The organism is Burkholderia sp. KBS0801, from assembly GCF_005937855.2.
GTDB classification, from domain to species: Bacteria; Pseudomonadota; Gammaproteobacteria; order Burkholderiales; family Burkholderiaceae; genus Burkholderia; species Burkholderia ambifaria.
In genome coordinates, this window is the sequence record NZ_CP042178.1 from 2,147,817 (window position 1) to 2,170,818 (window position 23,002).

Annotated in this window: 21 protein-coding genes; 6 read left to right on the plus strand and 15 right to left on the minus strand. The window is 65.7% G+C overall.

From position 1 onward, the window contains the following. Positions 1–35 precede the first annotated feature (35 nt). From FFI87_RS26515 to FFI87_RS26530, 4 genes are all read right to left on the minus strand, one after another. Positions 36–1,169: a hybrid sensor histidine kinase/response regulator gene (locus tag FFI87_RS26515; protein WP_138850145.1), complete on the minus strand. Its 1,134-nt coding sequence runs from the start codon at positions 1,167–1,169 to the stop codon at positions 36–38. Between the two features lie 552 nt (positions 1,170–1,721). Further along, complete coding sequence (locus FFI87_RS26520; RefSeq protein ID WP_138850144.1) at positions 1,722–3,305, minus strand: Na+/H+ antiporter; 1,584 nt, start codon at positions 3,303–3,305, stop codon at positions 1,722–1,724. 252 nt (positions 3,306–3,557) lie between these two features. Next, positions 3,558–4,991, minus strand: coding sequence for an aldehyde dehydrogenase family protein (locus FFI87_RS26525; RefSeq protein ID WP_138850143.1), 1,434 nt, complete (start codon positions 4,989–4,991; stop codon positions 3,558–3,560). Between the two features lie 28 nt (positions 4,992–5,019). Then, the gene (locus tag FFI87_RS26530) at positions 5,020–6,660 is read right to left on the minus strand and encodes an acetolactate synthase large subunit (protein ID WP_012365545.1); all 1,641 of its coding nucleotides are present in this window, start codon (positions 6,658–6,660) and stop codon (positions 5,020–5,022) included. Positions 6,661–6,983: 323 nt separating this feature from the next. On the opposite strand from FFI87_RS26530, the gene FFI87_RS26535 reads away from it, so the two are divergent. Continuing rightward, entirely contained in the window at positions 6,984–7,301 is a 318-nt protein-coding gene (locus FFI87_RS26535) for a type II toxin-antitoxin system RelE/ParE family toxin (RefSeq protein WP_138850142.1), read from the plus strand. A gap of 3 nt (positions 7,302–7,304) precedes the next feature. Then, positions 7,305–7,604 carry an addiction module antidote protein gene (locus FFI87_RS26540; RefSeq protein ID WP_006750245.1) on the plus strand — a complete coding sequence of 100 codons (300 nt, stop codon included), beginning with the start codon at positions 7,305–7,307 and terminating at the stop codon, positions 7,602–7,604. 42 nt (positions 7,605–7,646) lie between these two features. Here FFI87_RS26540 and FFI87_RS26545 read toward each other — a convergent pair whose 3' ends face one another. The 5 genes from FFI87_RS26545 to andAc form a co-directional block, all read right to left on the minus strand. Then, positions 7,647–8,933 carry a DUF445 domain-containing protein gene (locus FFI87_RS26545; protein WP_138850141.1) on the minus strand — a complete coding sequence of 429 codons (1,287 nt, stop codon included), beginning with the start codon at positions 8,931–8,933 and terminating at the stop codon, positions 7,647–7,649. A 194-nt stretch (positions 8,934–9,127) separates the two neighbouring features. Continuing rightward, positions 9,128–10,348: an anthranilate 1,2-dioxygenase system ferredoxin--NAD(+) reductase gene (gene andAa, locus FFI87_RS26550; protein ID WP_138850140.1), complete on the minus strand. Its 1,221-nt coding sequence runs from the start codon at positions 10,346–10,348 to the stop codon at positions 9,128–9,130. Beyond that, on the minus strand, positions 10,338–10,664 hold the full coding sequence (andAb, locus tag FFI87_RS26555; protein WP_012365540.1) for an anthranilate 1,2-dioxygenase ferredoxin subunit AndAb: 327 nt from the start codon (positions 10,662–10,664) through the stop codon (positions 10,338–10,340). Before andAb ends, andAa begins: the two co-directional genes overlap by 11 nt. A gap of 16 nt (positions 10,665–10,680) precedes the next feature. Beyond that, entirely contained in the window at positions 10,681–11,169 is a 489-nt protein-coding gene (gene andAd / locus FFI87_RS26560; RefSeq protein ID WP_011660415.1) for an anthranilate 1,2-dioxygenase small subunit AndAd, read from the minus strand. After that, a complete protein-coding gene (gene andAc, locus FFI87_RS26565; RefSeq protein ID WP_012365539.1) occupies positions 11,166–12,455 on the minus strand; it encodes an anthranilate 1,2-dioxygenase large subunit AndAc in 1,290 nt (429 codons plus the stop codon). The genes andAd and andAc overlap by 4 nt, the downstream gene beginning before the upstream one ends. A gap of 211 nt (positions 12,456–12,666) precedes the next feature. On the opposite strand from andAc, the gene andR reads away from it, so the two are divergent. Beyond that, on the plus strand, positions 12,667–13,626 hold the full coding sequence (gene andR / locus FFI87_RS26570) for an anthranilate 1,2-dioxygenase regulatory protein AndR (RefSeq protein ID WP_138850139.1): 960 nt from the start codon (positions 12,667–12,669) through the stop codon (positions 13,624–13,626). A 125-nt stretch (positions 13,627–13,751) separates the two neighbouring features. Here andR and FFI87_RS26575 read toward each other — a convergent pair whose 3' ends face one another. From FFI87_RS26575 to FFI87_RS26585, 3 genes are all read right to left on the minus strand, one after another. Further along, the gene (locus FFI87_RS26575) at positions 13,752–14,021 is read right to left on the minus strand and encodes a hypothetical protein (protein ID WP_138850138.1); all 270 of its coding nucleotides are present in this window, start codon (positions 14,019–14,021) and stop codon (positions 13,752–13,754) included. 10 nt (positions 14,022–14,031) lie between these two features. After that, complete coding sequence (locus FFI87_RS26580; protein WP_138850137.1) at positions 14,032–15,720, minus strand: methyl-accepting chemotaxis protein; 1,689 nt, start codon at positions 15,718–15,720, stop codon at positions 14,032–14,034. 361 nt (positions 15,721–16,081) lie between these two features. Further along, complete coding sequence (locus tag FFI87_RS26585) at positions 16,082–16,972, minus strand: LysR family transcriptional regulator (protein ID WP_138850136.1); 891 nt, start codon at positions 16,970–16,972, stop codon at positions 16,082–16,084. A 91-nt stretch (positions 16,973–17,063) separates the two neighbouring features. Here FFI87_RS26585 and FFI87_RS26590 point away from each other — a divergent pair, with 91 nt between their 5' ends. Genes FFI87_RS26590 through catC form a run of 3 tightly spaced genes read left to right on the plus strand, consistent with a single transcriptional unit; the run spans position 17,064 to position 19,470 of the window. After that, complete coding sequence (locus FFI87_RS26590) at positions 17,064–18,197, plus strand: muconate/chloromuconate family cycloisomerase (protein WP_138850135.1); 1,134 nt, start codon at positions 17,064–17,066, stop codon at positions 18,195–18,197. Between the two features lie 36 nt (positions 18,198–18,233). After that, entirely contained in the window at positions 18,234–19,136 is a 903-nt protein-coding gene (catA, locus tag FFI87_RS26595) for a catechol 1,2-dioxygenase (RefSeq protein ID WP_138850134.1), read from the plus strand. A gap of 43 nt (positions 19,137–19,179) precedes the next feature. Continuing rightward, complete coding sequence (catC, locus tag FFI87_RS26600; RefSeq protein ID WP_138850133.1) at positions 19,180–19,470, plus strand: muconolactone Delta-isomerase; 291 nt, start codon at positions 19,180–19,182, stop codon at positions 19,468–19,470. 64 nt (positions 19,471–19,534) lie between these two features. On the opposite strand, the gene tssJ is transcribed toward catC, so the two are convergent. The 3 genes from tssJ to tssF are packed head-to-tail and all read right to left on the minus strand — an operon-like array spanning position 19,535 to position 23,002. Next, complete coding sequence (gene tssJ / locus FFI87_RS26605) at positions 19,535–20,053, minus strand: type VI secretion system lipoprotein TssJ (RefSeq protein WP_012365531.1); 519 nt, start codon at positions 20,051–20,053, stop codon at positions 19,535–19,537. Positions 20,054–20,066: 13 nt separating this feature from the next. Further along, positions 20,067–21,170: a type VI secretion system baseplate subunit TssG gene (gene tssG / locus FFI87_RS26610; protein ID WP_261378654.1), complete on the minus strand. Its 1,104-nt coding sequence runs from the start codon at positions 21,168–21,170 to the stop codon at positions 20,067–20,069. A gap of 17 nt (positions 21,171–21,187) precedes the next feature. Further along, positions 21,188–23,002, minus strand: a complete 1,815-nt coding sequence (gene tssF, locus FFI87_RS26615) for a type VI secretion system baseplate subunit TssF (protein ID WP_138850131.1) — start codon at positions 23,000–23,002, stop codon at positions 21,188–21,190.

Below are 23,002 nucleotides of genomic sequence, written 5' to 3' on the forward strand. Positions count from 1 at the left end.
CGGGCGGCACGGCTGCGGCGGGCCGCGCCGCGAAATCACCGGTCCGCTTGCGCCGGCAGCCGGAGCGCGACCATGAAGCCGCGCGGCGTATTGCGCATCAGGATCTGGCCGCGATGCCGCGCGGCCGTCGCGCGCACGAACGCGAGCCCGAGGCCGAAGCCGCTGCGCGCCGCGCCATGCACGGATTCGAGCCGCACGAACGACTCGGTCGCGGCCGTGCGCTGCTCGGGCGCGATGCCGTTGCCGGCGTCCTCGACGCCGATCAGCCATGCACCGTCGTCGTCGCCCAGCGTGCAATGCACGTCCGTGCCGGCCGGACCGTATTTCAGTGCGTTGTCGATCAGGTTCGCGACCGCGCGCGTGAGCATCATGCGGTCGCCCATCGTCACGCACTCGGTATCGGGCACGTGGGCCACGACGCGGCTGCCGAAGCCGGCCGCTCTCTCCCACAGCTGGTCGACGGCGTCGAGCACGATCTCGTTCAGACTCAGGACCTCGTGCGCGCGGCGTTCCGACTGCGCGCGGGTCAGGTGGATGAAACCGTCGGCCAGCGCCAGCGCGCGCCGTGCATGGCCGGCAATGCGCTCCATGATCGCCGGCATGTCGCCGTGCTCGGTGCGGTAAACCTCCAGCAATGCGAGGATCGACGTCTGCGGCGAGCGCATGTCGTGCGACAGGAAATCCAGCGCTTCGTCGCGCTGCCGCGACATCAGGTACGAATTCGAGTGATAACGGATGCGCGCGGTCAGCTCCATCGCGTCCGGGAGCTTCACGAGATAGTCGTTCGCGCCGGCGATGAACGCTTCGCGCTTGACGATCGGCTCCTCTTTCGCCGACAGCACGATGATCGGCACGCGTGCGGTGTCGGCGTCCGCACGCCACGCGCGAACGAGGTCGAGACCGTCGATTTCCGGCATCACCAGATCCTGCAGGATGACCGTCGGCTTAACATCGCGCGCGACCGCCAGCGCCCGGTGTGCGTCGGTGCACACATGCAGGTCGATATCGTGCTCGCTGCGCAGCGCGCGGCGGATCACCTCGCCGACGAACGGCTGATCGTCGACGAGCAGAACCGATAGCCCCGATTCGAGACAATCCGGCGCATTTTCACCGCTCGATTCTTTCATAAATACCGTTTCAAACGCCAAATCTCCAATTGATTCTTTCATAGGAGTTGTTTATCCGACTTGGACGCCATCTTAATTTAGCGGTCGAGAAATCCGCTTGTTGTCGCCGACCTGGCCTGTCGGCATTGCCTCACGGGGATCCGAGCGCCGATTTTCCCCCGACGACGGTCGTATTACCTCCGCGTGCTTTCTCTCAATAAAGATAACCGGCTGATTCTAAATGAAATTAGAACACAGCATCTATCTCCTTCCGGTTTAGTTTTGCCAAATATGGTGAAAGTGAGGGATTCAGTTAAATCAGATCATTTCCGGACGCGAAACACGATAACGTTTGCGAGGCCGATGCCACGAGGCTTGCATGCGCTGCAAGCCTCCCGTCGGGAAGGTATTGGGGCCGGACTCCGATGCGACGGAATCGGGGGAAATGGAGGGGAAAAGTAGCGCGCCGTGAGCGGATCGGCCGCGATGCGAACGGTCGGGGCGTGGCCGGGCGGCCGGCCGGAACCGGCAAGCGCAACCGCGACGCCGACGCCGACGCCGACGCCGACGCCGACGCCGACGGCGTGCGCCGTGCGCCGTGCGCCGTCCGGCAGCCTACCCGCGCGCGTGTTGCGCGGACACTTCCTGCAGATCGAGATCCCGCTCGAGCATGTGCAGCATCTCGTCGTGGATGCGGCCCGAACGATGCAGGCGCAACAATTCCGCACGTCCGGCCTTGATCGCGGCCAGCACGACGTCGTAGTGCGCGGCGCGCACCTCCGCCGGATACGCCGGCTCGTTCTTCGCCCGCTCGGTCAGTTGCGCGCGATACGTATATTGCTCCAGCAGGCGCGGGTGAATCACGTTGCCGCGCTCGTCGCGCACCAGCGGCTGGATCGCCGCGAGCTGCGCCGCCTCGATATGCGCCCACGCCATCGGCTCGGTCAGGTGATGCGCGGCGCGCGCTTCGTGCGGAGGCAGGCGCAGCAGCCGGATCAGCGGCCCGATGGTCGTGCCCTGCAGCAGCACGGTGACGAGGATCACCGCGAACGACGCGACCAGGATCACGTCGCGGCCCGGCATCGCCTCCGGCAACGACAACGCGATCGCCAGCGTCACGACCCCGCGCATCCCGGCCCAGCTCATGATCGTCGCGGCCTTCCAGTCGGGTGCGAAACCGCGCCCCATGACCCCGCGCACCGGCAGCTTCAGCGCCTCGACCGCGTAGATCCACACGAAGCGCGACACGACCACCGCCGCCAGCACCGCGAGCACCGGCGGCACCATCGTGGCGAGCACCTGCTCGAAACCGCCGAGCCGGTGGATCGCGCCGCGCAGCGACAGCCCGATCAGCACGAACACCATCGCCTCGAGCAGGAACACGATGACCTGCCAGAACGCGGTGCCGCGCGTGCGCACGGCGGCCGAAAACACCTCGTGCTGATGCCAGCCGACGATCATGCCGGCCGTCACCGTCGCGATCACGCCCGACACCTCGACCATCTCGCCCGCGATGTATGCGAGCCAGCCGGCGATCACCGCGACGGTAATCACCAGATAGTCGTCGTCGAGCAGCTTCAGGAACCACACGACGAGCTTGCCGACCAGGTAGCCGACCACGACGCCGCCGAGCCCGAGCTCCGCGAAGCGCACGACCGCGTGCTCGAAACTGAACGCACCCGTCAGCGCGGCGGCGACCGCGAAGCGGAACAGCACCAGGCCGGCCGCATCGTTCAACAGGCTTTCCCCTTCGAGCAGCACCATCAGCCGGCGCGGTAGCGCGACGCGTTCGAGCACAGCCTTCGCGGCCACCGCGTCGGGCGGCGACACGATCGCGCCGAGCGCGAAGCACGCGGCCCACGGCAGCGACGGCACGACCCAATGCACGGCCAAGCCGACCGCGAACGTCGTGAACACCACCGCGCCGATCGCGAGCATCAGGATGCCGCCGACGTTGCGCTTGAACTCCTCCCAGACGGAGAAATACGCGCCGTCCATCAGCAGCGGCGGCAGGAACACGAGCAGCACGAGTTCCGGATCGAGATTGATCGGCGGCAGGCCGGGAATGAACGCGATGCCGATGCCGCCGATCAGCAGCGCGGCCGCGGGCGGCAACCGCAACCGCTTGGCGATGCACTCGAGCGCGACGATAGCGAGAAACGACAACAGAACCAGCTTGAATGCCGAGACGGGGGACATGAATCGACCTTGTGAAGAATGAATGCGCACGCCAACCGGTGTCGTATCCGGTTGGCCATTTCGCGCGATTACATCACGATGCGATGCCGGGAGTCGAGCGCGTTCGGCTGGCGCGGCGCGCGGTGCCGCGTCGATACCACACGGCTGGGAATCGCCGCGCACGGCGGCAGGTGTCGAAATGAAAAACGGCACGCGGACCGGTGCGATCCCGCGATCGCCAGCCCGCGTGCCGCCTTGCCGCCTGCGATCGCGCTAGCGGCGTCGCACGACCATCAGCCGCGGCTCGGTCATGTCCTCGATCGCGTAGCGGATCCCTTCGCGGCCGAGACCCGAATCCTTCACGCCGCCATACGGCATGTTGTCGACCCGGAACGACGGCACGTCGTTGATCACGACGCCGCCCACCTCCAGCTCGTCCCACGCGCGCTGCGCATGCGCGAGCGAATCGGTGAACACGCCGGCCTGCAGCCCGAAGTCGCTGTCGTTCACGCGCGCGAGCGCATCGTCGAAGCGGTCGAACTTCTCGAGGATCGCGACCGGGCCGAATGCCTCCTTGCGGTACAGGTCCTGCTCGCGGCCGACGTTTTCCAGCAGCGTCGCCTCGAACATCGCGCCGTCGACCTTGCCGCCCGCGACGATCTTCGCGCCCGCCGCGACGGCCGCATCCATCCAGCCGGACAGCCGGCGCGATTCGGATTCGGAGATCATCGGGCCGACGAACGTCGACGGATCCTTCGGATCGCCCATCTTCAGCGAACGCGTCTTCGCGATCAGCTTGTCGCGCAGCGCGTCGTATAGATCGGCATGCACGAGGATCCGCTGCACGCCGATACAGCTCTGGCCCGACTGGTAATACGCGCCGAACGCGAGCCGCTCGACCACGTAGTCGAGCTGGTCGTGCTGATCCGCATCGACGATCGCCGCCGCGTTGCCGCCGAGTTCGAGCACGACTTTCTTCTTGCCGGCCTTCTCCTTCAGCGCCCAGCCGACGGCCGGCGAGCCCGTGAACGACAGCAGCTTGAAGCGCTCGTCGGTCGTGAACAGATCCGCGCCGTCACGATGCGCGGGCAGTACCGAGAACGCGCCCTTCGGCAGGTCGGTTTCCGCGAGCACCTCGCCGATGATCAGCGCGCCGATCGGCGTGCGGCTCGCGGGCTTCAGCACGAACGGGCAGCCGGCGGCCAGCGCGGGAGCGACCTTGTGCGCGGCGAGGTTCAGCGGGAAGTTGAACGGCGAGATGAACGAGCACGGGCCGATCGGCACGCGCCGCGTATAGCCCGTGTAGCCCTGCGCGCGCGCCGAGATCTCGAGGTTGATCACTTCGCCGTCGATGCGCACCGACTCCTCCGACGCGACGCGGAACGTATCGATCAGCCGCGTCACTTCGCCCTTCGAATCGTTGATCGGCTTGCCGGCCTCGATGCACAGCGCCTCGGCCAGCTCGTCGAAACGCTCGCGAAAGCGCGCGACGCAGTGATCGAGCACCGCCTGCCGCTTGTAGGCCGGCAACTCGCGCATCGGCTTCGCGGCATCGACCGCCGCGCCGATGGCCGCATCGATCGCCTTCGCGTCGGCAAGCGCGACGCGCGTCGCGACCTTGCCGGTGAACTTGTCGGTCACGTCGAGATCGGTGTTCGCGTAGACGGCTTCGTTGGCCAGGTAATACGGATAGGTATCCTTCAACATGGAACGCTCCTTCCGGTGAACTGCGGATTCAGAGTTGCGCCGACAGGCGCTTGATTTCGCGGTTGAGCACGCGCTCGTTGTCCGAATAGTCGATCGGCACGTCGATCACATGCACGCCCGGCGTCGCGAAGCAGTCGCGCAGCAGCGGCTCGAGATCATCGGCCGCTTCGACGCGATGCCCATGCGCGCCGTAGCTCTGCGCATACGACACGAAATCGGGATTCTTCAGCGTCATCGCGAAATCGGGGAAATTCATGTTCTCCTGCTTCCAGCGGATCATCCCGAACGCATCGTCGCGCAGGATCATCACGACGAGGTCGAGCTTCAGCCGCACGGCCGTTTCGAGTTCCTGCGAATTCATCATGAAGCCGCCGTCGCCGCACACGGCGATCACCTTGCGCTGCGGGTGCACGATCTTCGTCGCGATCGCCGACGGCAGGCCCGCGCCCATCGATGCGAGCGCGTTGTCGAGCAGCAGCGAGTTCGGTTCGTGCGCACGCCAGTAGCGCGCGAACCAGATCTTGTACATCCCGTTGTCGAGGCAGACGATCCCGTCGACGGGCAGCGCGTTGTACAGGTCGTTCACGATCCGCACCGGATACATCGGGAAGCGCGGGTCGTGCTGGCCCTTCTGCAGGTGCGCGTCGAAATGCTCCTTGATCATCGTGAAGCGCTCGAAATCCCAGTGCGGCTGGCGCGTGACCGCTTCCTTCATCTGCCACACCGCGTTCGCGATGTCGCCGACCACCTCGATCTGCGGGAAATAGACGGGATCGACCTGCGCGCCGAGGAAGTTCACGTGGATCACCGTCTTGTCGTCCGCGCGCATGAAGAACGGCGGCTTCTCGATCACGTCGTGGCCGACATTGATGATGCAGTCCGCATGCTCGATCGCGCGATGCACGAAGTCGCCGTCCGACAGCGTCGCGTTGCCAAGCCACAGCGGATGCGTTTCGTCGATCACGCCCTTGCCCATCTGCGTCGTGAAGAACGGGATGCCCGTCTTGTCGACGAATTCGAGCAGCATCTTGCAGGTCGTCTTGCGGTTGCCGCCCGCACCGATCATCAACAGCGGATGGCGCGCGGCCTGGATCGCGTCGATCGCGTGCGCGACCGCCTTTTCCTCGGCGATCGGCCGCCGGCTGTAGCTGCGCGGAATCGGCTTGCCGTCGCCCTCCTCGTGCGCGATGTCCTCCGGCAGTTCGAGGTGCGCGGCACCCGGGCGCTCCTCCTCCGCGCGGCGAAACGCCTCGCGCACCGCAGACGGAATGTTGCCGATCGACACGATCTGCCGCGTGAACTTCGTCAGCGGCTGCATCATGTCGACGACGTCGACGATCTGGAAGTGGCCCTGCTTGCTGGACTTGATCGGCTTCTGCCCGGTGATCATCAGCATCGGCATGCCGCCGAGCTGCGCATACGCGGCGGCCGTCACGAAGTTGGTCGCGCCCGGCCCGAGCGTCGCCAGACACACGCCGGTGCGGCCCGTCAGGCGGCCGTAGGTGGCGGCCATGAAGCCGGCCGCCTGCTCGTGCCGGGTCAGCACGAGCTTGATCTTCGAGCGCCGCAGCGATTCGAGCAGATCGAGGTTTTCCTCGCCGGGAATGCCGAACACGTACTCGACGCCTTCGGCTTCCAGCGCCTTCACGAACAGATCCGATGCTTTCATGGGGACTCTCGGTTATGCCGCCTGCCCGGCTTACGGGCGCGCGACGTTCAGAACGCGCGCCGGCCTACGGCACGCGGACGCTTTACCTACTGGACACAAACCACGACACGGCACGCGCGCGGCAAGCACGCGCGGTCGACAAGGACGTTTTTGATTGTAGACGGATTCGCGCAATCCCGACTTCGACCGAATGGCCGGGGCAGCCTCGCGAGAGGATCGGCCTGACGGCCAATTCGACGTCAAACGGCGCGCGCGGCCCTACTGTAGAGGCAACCGAATTCCACTCATCGAATCTGTGAACCATGGTTGACATGCCGCGATCCATGCCATACAGTGCACCAACATTCAGTATCCGGACCACCGACGTCTTCGAAGCGTGGTTTGCCGGCCTGCAGGATCGCGTCGCGAAGCGCCGCATCCAGGCGCGCATCGACCGTCTGTCGATGGGCAATCGGGGCGACTGGAAATCCGCCGGCTCCCCCGTCGTCGAAATGCGTGTCGATCACGGGCCCGGCTATCGCGTCTACTACGTCAGGCGCGGAACGATATGGGTGATCCTGCTCTGCGGCGGCGACAAGTCGACGCAACAGGCGGACATCCGCGCCGCGCACGCGATGCTCGCGCGGCTCGATCTGGAGTGATCGATGGACAAGATCAAGACGCGGCCGTGGGATTCGGCCGAGCACCTGAAAACCGACGACGACATGGCCGACTACTTCGAGGCCTGTCTGCAGGAAGCCGGCGACGACCCGGCCTTCATCGCGCATGCGCTCGGCGTGATCGCCCGCGCGCGCGGCATGTCGCAGGTCGCGCGCGACGCGGGCCTGTCGCGCGAAGGGCTGTACAAGGCGCTGTCGCACGACGGCAATCCGAGCTTCGGCACGATCCTGAAAGTGATCAAGGCGCTCGGCCTGCAACTGCACGGCGCGAAGGCGCACGCGTGATTCGCCGGCGCGCGCGGGCGTGCGAGGTGCATGATGGCCGCATCAATGCAGCCATCCGCCGGCCCAATGCGGCACCAGCGACACCACGTACAACCCGAGCCCGATCAGCCCGCCGACCAGCGTGCCGTTGATGCGGATGTACTGCAGGTCCTTGCCGATATTCAGCTCGATCTGCCGCGACATTTCGCGCGCATCCCAGTTGCGAACCGTATCGCGGATGTGACGCATCAGGAAATCCGCGAAATCCGGTGCGATCTCGTGCACGGCCTTCTCGATATGCTCGTTCAGCGACGCGCGCAACGCCGGGCTTTCAGCGAGCCGCGCGCCGAGCCAGCCGCCCAGCGTCGCGGCCTGCCGGTGCAGCGACGAATCCGGGCGCGCGAGATCGGCCTTCAGCCACGCGCGCAGCTGATCCCACAGATCGCGCGCATAGTCGTTGAACGCGTCGCCGTCGCGGATGTAGCGCTTGATCTCGTCGCCCTTCGCGATGAACACGGGATCATGCTTCAGCCGCTCCGTCAGCCGCACGACCGTGCGGTCGAAGCGCTGCCGCAGCTCGTGTTCGGGGTCGGCCGCCACCCCCTCGAGCACGCGGCTCACCGCGCTCGCCAGCATGCGCGCGCCGTTCTCGCCGAACCACTGCGTCGGCATGATCTTCTCGACCTTCGGATATTGCGTCTTCAGCCATTCGACGATGAAGCCCGCGATCACCTCGCGGTTCTCCTCCTTGTCGAGCACGTCGACCACCTGTTCGATCGCGTCGTCGAGCAGCGCCTGGTGCCGGCCGTCCTTCGTCAGCGTGTCGAGAATCACGCCGGCCGATTGCGACAGGTCGATCCGGTCGATCACCGCCCGGAACGCATCGCGGACGAATGACTGGATCCGCGCGTCGTCGGTCATGTCGAGCGCGAAGCTCATCAGCTTCGTCACGTAGCCGCCGAGCGCGTCGGTGTTCGCCGGTTCGCCGAGCCATGCGCCGAGCTTGCTGGCTGGGTCGTGCTGGCGAATCTGCGCGGCGAGCGCGTCGGGGCCGAGGAATTTCTCGCGCACGAACACCGCGAGGTTGTCGGCGATCTTGTCCTTGTTCTTCGGAATGATCTCGGTGTGGCGCGACACGAACGGGATCGGCACGCGCCGGAACAGCGCGACGACCGCGAACCAGTCGGCCAGCGCGCCGACCATCGCGGCCTCGGCCACCGCCTTGATACTGTCGACCCACGGGCCGCGCGGCAGCAGGATCGTCGTGACGAACACCGCGACGGCGGCCAGCAGCAGCCATAGCGCGCGGCGCTTGCTGCGCTTCAGTTCGAGAGCTTTGTCTGGCGTCATGGGCGACCGGTGAAACGGCAATGCCGCTAATATGCACCGATCGTCGGCCCGCGACAAACCCGCGCGCATCGCGCGCGCCGGGACGGTTGCCCGGAAGGCATTCCTTCGATCGACTTTCCGGCCACCCGCCGGCGGACGCCGGACGCCGGACGCCGACGCGAACGCGGCCGCGCGGGCCGCGTTCGCGCGCCGCTTCAGAGGAACGTCTTCAGGTTCACCGCCGGATCGGCAAGCTTCACCGGGTCGGGCACCGCCCCGGCCGCGATCAGCCGGCGCGACGCGCCGATGTCGCGCCCGAGGTTCGCCGCGGCCACCGCGACGATCCTGCCATCGTCGCCCAGTCCGAACACCGTGAGCGGCCCGCTCGCCGGATCGCCGCGCACAACCGTCGTGCGTTCGCTGCCGAACAAGCCGAGCATCTGCAGGTTGCAGTCGTACTGATCGGACCACAGCCACGGCAGCTCGGCATAGGTTTCGTCCGCGCCAAGCAGGTTCGCGGCCGCGATTGCCGGCTGGTTTTCCGCGACTTGCCACGACTCGATCCGCACGTGACGCCCGAGCAACGGATTGAAGTGCATCGTCACCTCGCCCGCCGCGAAGATCGCCTGATCGGCCGTGCGGCAGCCCGCATCGACACGGATCCCGTTGTCGACCTCGAGGCCGGCCGCCTGCGCAAGCTCGACGTTCGGCACCACGCCGATCCCGACCACGACGATATCGGCCGGCACGTCGCCGCGATCGGTCTCGACGATCGCACCGCCACCCGCCCCGCGGCGAATCGCACGGGGCAGCGTCGCCATCTGAAAGTTCACGCCGTGCGCGTCATGCAGTTGCCGCGCATACGCGCCGACGACTTCCGGCAACGCACGCTGCAGCAAGCGCGGCGCCGGGTCGATCACCGTCACGTCGCAGCCGCGCTGGCGCGCCGCGGCCGCCACTTCCAGGCCGATGAAGCCGCCGCCGAGCACCGCCACGCGGCGTCCGGACGCAAGCTGCGCCCGCAACGCGCGCGCGTCGGCGACGGTGCGCACGTAATGAGGAACGACGCCTTCGTCGACCGGACCGCCGAACGCACGCACCCGCGAACCCGTCGCGAGCACGAGCCGTGCGTACGGCAACGTCGCACCGTCGTCGAGCCGCACACGCCGTGCATCGCGTTCGATCTCATCGACACGCGTGCCGAGCCGCAGCTCGACGCGCTGCGCGTCGTACCACGCGGCATCGCGGATGAACGCGCGCTGCTCGCCGCCGTCGCTCAGCAGCGCGTCCTTCGACAGCGCGGGCCGGTCGTACGGCAGCTCGCGCTCCGCGCCGATCATCACGATGCGCGCATCGGCGTTGCGCGCGCGCAGCGCCTCGGCCGTGCGCCGCGCCGCATGGCCGGCGCCGACGATCACGAACGGGTCAGTCGACATTGACTTCCACCTGCCCGTCGACGATCCGGATCGGATAGGTCCGCACCGGCTCGGTGATCGGCGCGCATTTCGGCGCACCCGTGCGAATGTCGATGAGCCCCTGGTGCAGCGGGCACTCGACGCAGCCGTCCTCCACATAGCCTTCGGACAGCCGCGCGTGACCATGGGAACAGAGGTCGTGCATCGCGAACAGTTCGTCGCCGATCCGGAACACCGCGATCGGCTTCTGGCCGGCGATGCGCGCCGCCGGTTCGTCTTCGGAGAATTCGTCGAATGCGCCCAGCGGATGCCATTCGGCGAGCGTTGCTTCGGTCATGTCGGTTCCTTGGCTGTCAGATCGGCGTCGCGAGCAGCGTCTGCACGCGCGACGTGTCGTAGATCACGCGCTTGGTCTTGTAGCGCAGCCCGTCGGGCGTGCGCACGACCGTGTCGTAGTACTTGCCGGCCTGGTACACGTTCGATTCGCCGTTGCTGCGCGTCTGCACGACCACGTAGTTGCTCTCGGTGTCGATCTCGCCGTCGCGCTGCGCGACGATCGTGAGACCCGACGTCATGTGCCGGTACGTGTGCTCTTCATAGATGTTCGCGTGCCGCAGCGACACCACGCGATCGCGCAGCATCCGCTGGTTCGTGCAGTGGACGATCCCGACCGGCAGCCCGAGATCCGCGTTCTCCTTCGGCACGATCTCGTACGTGCAATCCTCGGTGAACATTTCCGGCCAGTGTTCGAGCCGGTCGTTGTCGAGGTGGCCGATGTAGCGGTTCTGGAGCATGTAAATCTCGAACCACGTCTTCATGTCTTCCGTCAGGTTTTCCATCATTCCGCGCTCCCGCTTCGATAGCCCATCAGCTTCTGGTAGCCGACCCAGAACTTGCGGATCAGGCTTTCGGTGATCACCGTGTCCTGCTGGTCCGGATTGCCGCGCGACATCTCGATCACCGACGTCGCATCGGCGTCGCGCACCGTGCCGCGCTGCACGAGTTCGGTCGCCTCGGTGTCCTCCATCGAGATGTAACCGGCCGGCCCGACCAGGTTCGCCTGCTTGATGCGCAGCGCGCGCAGCTCGGGCGTGTCGTCCGCGTAGCCGAAGAAATGGAAGATCAGCTCGAAGTTGTCCGGCCCCTTCGGCAGGATCTGGCGCGCGACCAGCGTGTTGTGGATCTGCTGGATCACGAGCTGCGGGAAGATCGGCTGGATATGGTTCGTGCAGTCCTCGTCGTATTCCGACACGAGATCGAGGATCGACTCGTCTTCCAGATGGAAGCCCTCGTCGAACGAGCGGATGTTCTGCTGCTTGTACGCGGCCGACGTGTCGTCGCCCGTCTTCGTCACCGTGATGATGCTGTGCAGCCCGTGATTCGCATCCGGAATCGAACGCGCCTTCATCCCGACGCGGAAGATGTTGAAGGTCGTATGGAACAGGTGCAGCATGCTCGCGTGATACGGATCCTTCACGTTCTCCATGTACAGCTTCCAGTTCGACTTCGAATACTGTCTCGTGCAGCCGAGATACTCGATCGGCTTGTGGAAGATCCGGTCGATCCACGGCCGCATCTGCTCGCCGAGATAATCCGGCAGCGGCATCACTTCGTCGCTGAAGGTGGCAAACACGAGCCCGCGATAGCTGTCGACGCGCAGCTTGCGCAGCCCGTGCTGCTTCGGGTCGAAGTCGGCCGGCATTCCGGTCATTCCCTTCTGGCCGCGCCGGAACGGCACGCCGAGCAGGTTGCCCTGGTTGTCGAAGCTCCACTGGTGGTACACGCACGTGTGCGAGCTCGCGTTGCCGCGCGACTTGCGGCAGACCTGCGCGCCGCGGTGCGCGCAGCGGTTCACCCAGGCTGACAGCGTGCCGTCCTCGGTGCGCGTGACGACGACCGGCGTGTCGCCAACGAACGTGCTCTTGAAGTCGCCGGCGTTCGGGATTTCCGCTTCAAGCGCGACGAAGTTCCACGTCGGCCCGCGGAAGATGCGTTCCTGCTCGCGTTCGTAGACGGCCTGCGAGCTGAACACCTTGTACGGCACGCGCGAGCCGTCGTCGTGCGGAAAACGCACATCGGACGCGTCGTCACGCGTGGCGAATACGACGGGCGATTCTGTCTGCTCCATGTCGGACTCCTTGTGGTTCCGTTTCATTAGTGAGATGGGGTCCATTTTTGAAAGGCTAATATTCGGCGTCTATCCGGAAAGTGCGATTGCGGCGACGCAATATCCACTTTCGGCGGATTTCTGAGCTAGCATGGCGACACACGTGACGCGGCATCCGATCGAGACCCATTCGTCGGATCGACGCGCGCGGTCCACAATCAGGTTGATGCCCATGTCCCCAACGTCGTTCGAGCCGCTCGCGCTGCGCGCGCACCGGCTGTTCGAATCCCGCGATCTCGACGAGACGCGCGAGCGGATCTCGCGCGTGATGCAGCCGCACGCGCTGCTGCCGAGCAGCCGCTTGCAACGCGCGTCGCACATGGATTTCGTGCGGCTCGGCGGGCTCGGGATGGGCACCATCGCATTCGGCGATGCAATGCGCGTGCAGGTCGATGCCGTCGACGGCTATTACCTGCTGATGTTCTGCCTGTCCGGGCAGGCGGAAGTCCACGCGATGGGACGCCAGCTCGGCGTCGACGGGCAGACGGGCGTGCTGTGCGCGCCCGGCGAGCGCTTCGACGCGGTGCTGTCCGCCGACTGCGAGCAGTTCGTGCTGCGCATCGACGCGGCGACCGTCGGCTCGCTCACCGGCGACCCGCGCGCGACGCTCGACCCCGTGCTGCACATCAGCGACGCCGCGCTCGCCGCGTGGCGCCAACAGCTGATGCTCGTCGCCCGCTCGCCCGAACTGCTCGAACGCGCGAACGCCAATCCGCGCGTGGCGTCGCAGCTCGAGCACCTGCTGATCGACCTGCTGATCGAAGGCCACCCGCCGTCCGTGCTGCGCGCGTCGCACCGCGACCCGGCGCCGGGCTTCGTGCGGCGCGCGCAGGAGTTCGTGAACGCGCGCTATGCGGAGCCGCTGCAGCTCGCGGATATCGTCCAGGCCGCCAACGTGCCGGAACGGACGCTGCGCGACGCCTTCCTGCAGTTCCGCGGGATGAGCCCGATGCAATACCTGCGCGCGACGCGGCTCGACCATGCGCGCGAGTTGCTGCGCGGCGCGGCATCCCACCGTCGGATTGCCGATATCGCGCTCGATTGCGGGTTTACGCACCTTGGGCGGTTCGCGATCGCGTATCGGGAAAAATTCGGCGAGTCGCCATCGGAAACGCTCGACGGCCAGCGATAGGCGCGTGCCCGCGTCGACGGGCCAGCGCTCGGTTCCATGTCATCCGCCCGCGAACGACCGCCGAACCGCCCGTCACGAAAGCGCCGCCCGCGGGCCCGGCGGCCCGGCGGCCCGGCGGCCCGGCGTCAGACACGGTCCATCGCGGGTGCCGCACGCGCATCGAGCCGGGCCGACACACACGCCAGCGCGCTTTCGACCTGCTCGAACATCGTGCGCGTCGCTTCGCTGTCCGGGCGCGCGCGCAACAACAGCCCGAGCCATTTCAGCCGCCGCGAGAGCATCGGCACGACCAGCGTGCGCACGACCAACCGCTGATCCACGTCCGATGGATCGAAACGCGCGCACGCATCGACCAACGCCTCGAGGGTGAGCACTGCCCGGGTCGGATAGGTCATGATCCTTCCCTCAAAAAGCGTGCCATTCGGCGGACCTGCGCAGCGCCTGCGCATCCGGTGCGTCCGGCAGCCGCGCCGCCACCGGCGGTTTCGCCCGCACCGGCGGAGAAATCGCCAGCGCGGACGCCGCGGCGGCTGGCTCGTCGCTGACGATTGGCCCAAGCTTGAACGCCGACATCGCCGCCTGCAGATGCCCGGCCTGCTCCTCGAGCGAATGAGACGCCGCGGCCGCCTGCTCGACGAGCGCCGCATTCTGCTGCGTCACGCCCTCCATCTGCCCGATCGCCACATTGACCTGCTCGATTCCCTGGCTCTGCTCCCGAGACGCCGCCGCGATTTCGGCGACGATATCCGACACCTGCTTGATCGCCTGCTTCACCTGCCCCATCGTCGCGCCGACGTCCGCGGCCTGCTGCTCGCTGTCATGGATCATCGACACGGACGTGCCGATCAGTTCCTTGATCTCCTTCGCGGCACTCGCGGAGCGCTGCGCGAGGTTGCGCACCTCGGTCGCGACCACCGCGAAACCGCGCCCCTGCTCGCCCGCGCGCGCCGCCTCCACCGCCGCGTTGAGCGCGAGAATGTTGGTCTGGAATGCAATTCCCTCGATGACGCCCGTGATGTCGGAAACCCGGCTGGAGCTGCTGCTGATCTGCTCGATCGTCGCGACCATGTGCTGCACCGCGTCGTTGCCGGCATCGGCCATCCCGGTCGCGCGCGTCGCGAGCGTATTGGCCTGCTGCGCGTTGTCGGCGTTCTGCTTCACCGTCTCGGTCAGTTGCGTCATGCTCGACGCGGTTTCCTCGAGCGACGCGGCCTGCTCCTCCGTCCGGGCTGACAGATCGGCGTTGCCGCTCGCGATCTGGTGCGACGCGATCGCAACCGATTCCGCGCTGCGCTTGATGCCGCGCACCGTCGCGCTGAGCTGCCGGTCCATCGTCGCCAGCGCGCCGAGCAACTGGCCGAATTCGTCGTGCGAGTCGATGTCGATCCGGTTGTCCAGCGTGCCGCCCGCGATCTCGTGGGCCACGCGCACGGCCTTCCCTAGCGGCGTCGAGATGTGCCGCAGCAGATGCGCGGACGCCCACACCGCGACCAGCACGCCGACGCCGATCAGGCCGATCGCGATCCACAGAATGTTGCGGAAGGTCGATTCGCTGTCGTCGACGAACGATTTCGCTTGCTCGACGTTCAGGGCGATATCTTCCTGGAGCGCCTGCCTGAGCAGGTTCGCGGTCGGCGACAGTCGATCGATCACCGCACTGGCCGCGTCGTGATCCCCGCTGCCCATCGCCGTGACCACGTCGTTCACCCCGGCCCGGAACTGCGGCAGCACGCCCCGGATGCGCTCGGCGATGATGCGTTCCTTGTCGCTCGTGATCGATTTCTCGTAATAACGATTCCAGATCGTATCGAGACGGCTTTGTTGCACGCGAATGTCGTCGACCCCGCTGCGCGTGCGCACCGGGTCGTGCTCGGCCTGTATCCGGCGCATTTGCAGCCGTATGCTGACCGCGAGCGCGCTGATTTCCGTCAATTCGACGATCGGCACCGTATTGCCCGTATAGGCGCGATGGAGATTCGAATTCAGTCTGGACAAGCCGAATACGCCGAACGTGCCGATTGCGACCATCAACACGACGCACACCGCAAGGGTGGAAAAAATCCTGAACTTTATGCTTTTCGCAAATTGACTCACCTCGTTCTCCTCCGGTTTTCCGGGTCGACAATGAATGGGAAATGTCGCTCCATGACCTTGGTTTACGGGTAGAAAATCAGATGATTTAGTATTCGATATTGCAATAATTAAAACCAGAAATAGCAAGAATTAATATTTCTCATCGACCAGAACTCCTTTTTATCTCATTATTAAGCCATCTCTTTAATACATTAAATTGCGTGCTGCATGAGCCGCTCTTATCTCGCCAGCCAGTTATCTCATTAATAGACGGCCGGCGCGCGGTCGACGGCATGAAGCCACGGCGGCGAGCCGGATTCCCTTTCGGACGAGCACGACAAAATAGGCCGTTAGTTGCGATTCGTGCTCGAGCCGAGCCCCGTTACGCCGCCGGCGCGATCATCTCCCGCGCAATCGCGCAGAACGTCGCCGTAGCGGCGCTTTCGCCGTGCAGCCGGCGGCTCATGATGATCGGCGACGTCGCGGCCGGCTCCGGCAGACGTCGGTAGACCACCCCCTTCACGCGCACGCCCTCCACACTCTCCGGCACCAGCGACACGCCCACCTGCGCGGCGACGAGCCCGAGCGCCGTCTGCAGCTCGCGCACCTCGTGAACGGCCGCCGGCACCAGCGCGCCGTCGCGCAGCGCGGACAGTTGCTGATCCGCGAAGCTCGGCCGCGGCGTGCTCGGATAGACGATCAGCGTCTCGTTCGCGAGGTCCGCCAGCGTCAGCGGCCGTTCCGGATCCGCGAGCGGATGCCCGACCGGCAGCGCCGCGATCAGTTTTTCCTCGATCAGCGCCTCGCGCACCAGCTGGTCGTCGTCGAAGCGCAGGCGACCGAACCCGACGTCGATCCGCCCGCCCTTCAGCGCGCCGAGCTGTTCCAGCGTGAACATTTCGATCAGCGACAGCTCGACGTTCGACTGCGCCTCGCGAAACGCCCGAATCACGTCCGGCAGCGCGCCATAGAGCGTCGACGGCACGAAGCCGATCACGATCCGCTCCGACAGCTGCGCGAGCCGCCGCGTCAGCGGGCCGAGCTCGTCGGCCTGCTCGACGACGCGCTTCGCCTGCGCATAGAACACGCGACCCGCGTCGGTCAGTTTCAGCGGCCGCGCACCGCGCTCGAACAGCGGCAACCCGAGTTCGTCCTCGACCGCCTGAAGCTGGCGGCTCAGCGGCGGCTGCGTCATGTGGAGCCGCTCCGCCGCCCGCGTGATGTTCATTTCCTCCGCGACGGCGATGAAGTACCGGAGCTGACGCAATTCCATTTCATGCCTCGAAGGTATGGAAGTAGTCGGAAAGAGTGTTGGACGACGCCGGGCGGGAATTCCTACCATGTGCACCAACAGGAGGAATCGCATGATAGCAACTGCCGCCACCATCGAGCGCATCGACACGCTGCTCGTCGATGTGCCGACGATCAGGCCCCACAAACTGTCGGTCGCCACGATGAATTGCCAGACCCTCGTGCTGGTCCGCGTTCGATGCACGGACGGTATCGAAGGCGTCGGCGAGGCGACCACGATCGGCGGTCTCGCGTATGGCGAGGAGAGCCCCGAGAGCATCAAGGTCAACATCGACACCTACTTCGCGCCGCTGCTGCAAGGCATGGACGCAACCCGCCCCGGCGCCGCGATGGCGCGTGCGCGCAAGCTGTTCCAGGGCAATCGGTTCGCGAAGTGCGCGATCGAAACCGCGCTGTTCGACGCGCAGGCGCGCCGCCTCGGCGTACCGCTGTCGGAACTGTTCGGCGGCCGCACGACCGACGCGGTCGACGTCGCATGGACGCTCGCGAGCGGCGACACGCAGCGCGACATCGCGGAAGCCGAGGCGATGCTCGACGCGCGCCGCCATCGCGCATTCAAGCTGAAGATCGGGTCGAACGCGGTCGACGACGACGTCGCGCACGTGATCGCGATCAAGCACGCGCTCGGCGAGCGCGGCGACGTTCGCGTCGACGTGAACCAGGCATGGAGCGAAACCGACGCGATCCGGGCCGGCGCACGCCTCGCGGACGCCGGCGTGAGCCTCGTCGAACAGCCCATCGCCGCGACCAATCGCGCGGGGCTGAAACGCCTCACACAGCTCGCGCGGATTCCGATCATGGCCGACGAAGCGCTGCACGGCCCCGTCGATGCGTTCGCGCTCGCGCAGGACCGCGCGGCCGACGTGTTCGCGGTGAAGATCGCGCAATCGGGCGGCCTGCTCGGCGCGGCGAGCGTCGCATCGATCGCGTCGGCGGCCGGCATCGACCTGTACGGCGGCACGATGCTCGAGGGCGCGGCCGGCACGATGGCGTCCGCGCAGCTGTTCAGCACGTTCGGCTCGCTGAAATGGGGCACCGAGCTGTTCGGCCCGCTGCTGCTCACCGAGGAGATTCTCGTCGAGCCGCTGCGCTACCAGGATTTCAAGCTGCACCTGCCGGCGACGCCCGGCCTCGGCATCACCTTCGACTGGGCCCGCATCGAACGGATGCGACGAGACGCCCGCTGATCCCCCACGACACGACTACCGAAACCGGAGACACAGATGAACAAGCAAGCCATCGACGCCCTGCTGAAGACCTTCGACGACGCCGCGGAAAAGCCCGGCAACCCACGCGTGCGCGCGATCGTCAACCGGATCGTGAAGGACATCTGCTACACGATCGAGGACTTCGACGTGCAGCCGAGCGAGTTCTGGACCGCGCTCAACTACCTGAACGAAGCCGGCCGTGAATTCGGGCTGATCGCCGCGGGCCTCGGCCTCGAGCGCTTCCTCGACGTGCGGATGGACGAGGCCGAGGAGAAGGCCGGCTTCCAGGGCGGCACGCCGCGCACGATCGAGGGCCCCCTGTATGTCGCGGGCGCACCGGAATCGGTCGGCCATGCGCGCCTCGACGACGGCACCGATCCGGGCCAGACGCTGATCATGCGCGGCCGGGTGCTCGGCCAGGACGGCGCGCCGATCGCGAACGCGCTCGTCGAGGTGTGGCACGCGAACCATCTCGGCAACTACTCGTACTTCGATCAATCGCAGCCCGCGTTCAATCTGCGCCGCTCGATCCGCACCGATGCCGACGGCCGCTACAGCTTCCGCAGCGTGCTGCCGGTCGGCTACAGCGTACCGCCGGGCAGCAAGACCGAGCAGCTGCTCGACCTGCTCGGCCGCCACGGCCATCGTCCGGCGCACATCCACTTCTTCGTTTCCGCGGACGGATATCGTAAGCTGACGACGCAGATCAACATCGAAGGCGACCCGCACATCTGGGACGACTTCGCGTTCGCGACCCGCGAAGGGCTGATCCCGAAGATCAAGCAGGCCGAGGGCGCGGAAGGCAAGCCGTATGGCGTCGACGGGCAGTTCGCGCTGATCGACTTCGATTTTTCGCTGCTCAAGGACAAGCAGGACGTGCCGGCGAGCGAAGTCGAGCGGGCGCGGGCGCAAGTCTGAGCGGCCGTCCGGTTCGACGCATCGATAACGCAAGGAGTACAGAATGCTGTTTCATGTGGAAATGACCGTCTGCCTGCCGGCGGACATGGATCCGGTCAAGGCGGCCACGCTGAAGGCCGAAGAGAAGGCGATGTGCCAGCGGCTGATGAACGAAGGGACCTGGCGGCATCTGTGGCGGATCGCGGGGCAGTATGCGAACGTCAGCATTTTCGATGTCGAGAGCGTGCAGCAGTTGCATGACGTACTGAGTCAGTTGCCGTTGTTTCCGTATATGGAGATGGAAGTGCGGGCGCTGTGCCGGCATCCTTCGTCCGTTCGGGACGACGATCGGTGAGTTCTGAGTGGCCCATGCCGCCGAAGGGCGGGCGGCATGGGGCGGGAAGCGGAAGTGACCGCGGTTACTTGGGGATGTCGCCTGCCATCTCAAGCCGATTCGACGTCAATCCGATCCGTAGCGGCTTGTCCGGATCGAGTCTCTTTTTCTCGACGACTCTTTTCCAATCTTCGGCGCTTCCCGGAACGCGGTACAACGCAACGACCGCCACATACTTCGTCTCCCGTTGCATCGGCTGAGACAAGCTCGACGAAGCCCCGGGGCGCACGGTAGCCGACATATTCGCTTGCAGATCCTGGGCAAGCACCGTGCGATCGTTCTTCAACAGATCGTCGTACGAGGCGGCATCGAACATCTTGCGATCCTTCAGCTGGTAGACGCGCACGGCAACCGACGTCGGTCGTCCCGCGTCGTCCGGGTTCAGCGCCGCGCGTGCAGTCAGATCGACGTCAAGCACCTTCACCTGCTTGAAAAACACTGCGCGATAGGCATTCGACGACGCATCCGATACCGACTGCCACGCACCACAGCCCGACAGAAGCAATACGGCGGCAGCCGTAGCCGCACTCATTCGATAGAACATGAAGACTCCGGAATCAGATCGTGCGCGGCACGAGATGCGGGTTGGGTTGCGGCGCCGGCAATGCCTCGTAGGCACCCAGCGCAATATCGATCAGCCGTTCGTCGGCAGACGGCAACACCGTCGTCCAGCCGAGGCGCGGCGCCGGGCCGGTACGCTCGATGCCGACGGACGGATGCGGAACGAAACGTGACGACACCTCCATCCGCAAATACACATCGGCCTTGATGCCGACATACAGCTGGATGAATGCCATCACCTCTCGATGCAGCCATGCGCCCGGCAGCAGATCCTGAGCCTGCCGCGCATCGGCTGGCCGCAACGTCACGCGCACTGCCCGGCTGCGATACGTGAGACGCCTGCCGAGCACGTAACCGCCACCGAGCCCGTTGCGCTTGCCGTCCGACAGCCCGCCCGCAGCCGGCTTCGTCGACGTCAACGGCTTCGGCCGACCGGTACTCGTCGTCACCGCCCAGAACTCGTCGACGCGAACCTCCGCCCCCGGCGCGGCGAGCGCCACCACGCCGGCCAGCCCTTCGGACGTCCGCGTGCGCTGGATCAGCAGCCCCGACAACGCGAGCATCCGCGAATCCGGCAGGCCTGCCCGCAAAGGCTTGTCGCCCCATCCGAACCCCAGCAGACACAACAGGCTCTGCGAATAATCGTCGACACCACCGGCCCGGAAACGCTCAGGATACCGATACTTCTTCCATGCGCGATACAGCAACGTCGCGATGCGGTGATTGAATGGATCGAGAAAGGCTTCCACCGCCTCATGCCCCTCTTCGCGCAACGCGATCTCGTCGATCGTATGCGACGGCATCGCGGCATCGACGCCGTAAAGCCCCATGAAGGTCGTACGTACGGTCGGCGGCGCATCGAGATGCTCGTCGTCGAATTTGACAGCGGCCATCTCGCCTGCGGGGAACCCCAACCGAGGACGCGGCCGGAATCGTACCGGCTCGTACGCCGGCGTGTCGCGTGTGCCGAATCCGGGTCGTTCTGGCGCACATGCCTCCAAAAGACGACAGAACTGCATGAAAGTCATCTTCGGCGCCCGCTCGAACAGCCTGGCCGCCACTGCCGACAGGCCCTTCGATTCAGCGGCTTCGGCACTCATCCGGTCGATCGATGCACTCATAGCGGTGCCCGCCCCGCCTTGCTGCGTGGCCACTCCGTTCGCGACCGCGATGGCAGGCTGACGATCGCCAGCTTCGTGAACAGATTGATCTCCGCGTAGGTGCCGAAGAACCGGTGCAGCAACTCGCCGAACAGCATCACGTCGCCTTCGCCCGAGAACGCATGCGCATCGAGCGTGACCTCGATCAGCACGCCGCGCTCGACCGCGCCGCCCGACATCTCCTCGATCATTTCCTGCGAGACATGCAGGATGCCGGCGAGCCGCCGCCGGTTCAGTTCGTCGTTCGTCCAGTCGTACAGCGCCAAAGCGCCACGCAGCACCTCCGCGTTCATCATCGACAGGAAGTTGGGGGCGAGATGCGACAGCACACGCCACTGGAAACGATCTTCGGTCGGCGGATGGAGCGGCAACGTCGGCGACACGAGATTGCGCACGCTCGCGACGTTCGGCGTGCTGGCCGCCAGCTCGTCTAGACTTGCCTCCCGCAGCCCCTTGCGCGGCAGTAGCCCGTTCGTGCCCGTCACGCGCAGCGACAGGCTTTCCTCAGGCAGCGTATCCATCGTTTCCCACGCATGCCCGCCGAGAATCACCCACATTTCGTGCAGCCCCGATACGCCAGAACGCACGCGTGTGTGGAAATAGCGCTCCGGCGCCTCATGCCGCAGCATGCCGCCGCGGTGCCGGAAGGTCGTGAACGGCACGTATTCGTATCGCTCGGCAGTATCGTGATCGAACGTCGCGATCGCATCGACCGAATACGTTTCGACATGCTCGCCCTGATGACCGGCCGGCACGACGCGATACTCGGTTTCGTGATGGTCGATCTCGATCGGCTCGGCATCCAGTTCGAACAGGTTGATCACCGGCGAACAGAACAGTCGCACGTTGTCCACGCTGAATCGCTGATCCGACGGATAGGCATCCTTCAGAACGATCTCCAGTTCGAAGCGGGTCGATTTTTCAGGCAGCTTCGTGATGTCGAGTCCGCACAGATCGACGAACAGGAATTTCTCGCGAAACGTAAAGTATTCAAGTAGCAACTGATATCCGGAGAACGCCGCATCGGCTTTGGGCCACAGCCGTTCTTCCGTCGAAAATCCCGCCGGCTCGATCGTGACGCCCGGCAGCGGCACGGATTCGCCATCGCGTATTTCCGGAACGCGCCAGTGAATCGCGTCGACCTGACGCGTCAGCGCAAGATGCATCGCGAATGCAGTCGGCAAATCGGCGTTCAAATGCAGCCGCAGCCGCGACAGATCCGTCTCCTTGCGCAGCGCCGACGCTTGCAACGCGAAGCCGAAGCGGATCACCGATCGCCCGTCGTGTCGCACGGCCGGCCCGGCATGCGTGAGCGACACCGGCTGCAGCGCAACATCCTGCGTGGTCCGGTACAGACATCGCACGGTCAGCGGCGCCGCGCCCTGCGCGCCGCCCGCAGCCGGCACGTTGATCGGCGCGGAGCGCACCGGCACGCCGGCCGGGACCACTACCGTTTTCTGCAGCTTCTCCGCGAACGGCGTCAGCTCGACGATCGACAGCGAAGGAATCATCCGCAGATAGTGCGGCCACAACAAGCTGACGAGCCCTTCGGTCAGTTCGGGCAGTTCGTCGTCGAGTTTTTGCTGGAGCCGGCCCGTCAGAAACGCAAACCCTTCGAACAGGCGTTCGACATACGGATCGCGATCGCCGACGCGGTCGAGGTTGAGCAGGCGCGCGCGATCGGGATGCGCCTTCGCGAATTCCTTGCCGGATTCGCGCAGATAGCGCATTTCCGCTTCGTAGTAGCGCAGGATGGGATCGTTGTTGTCCAT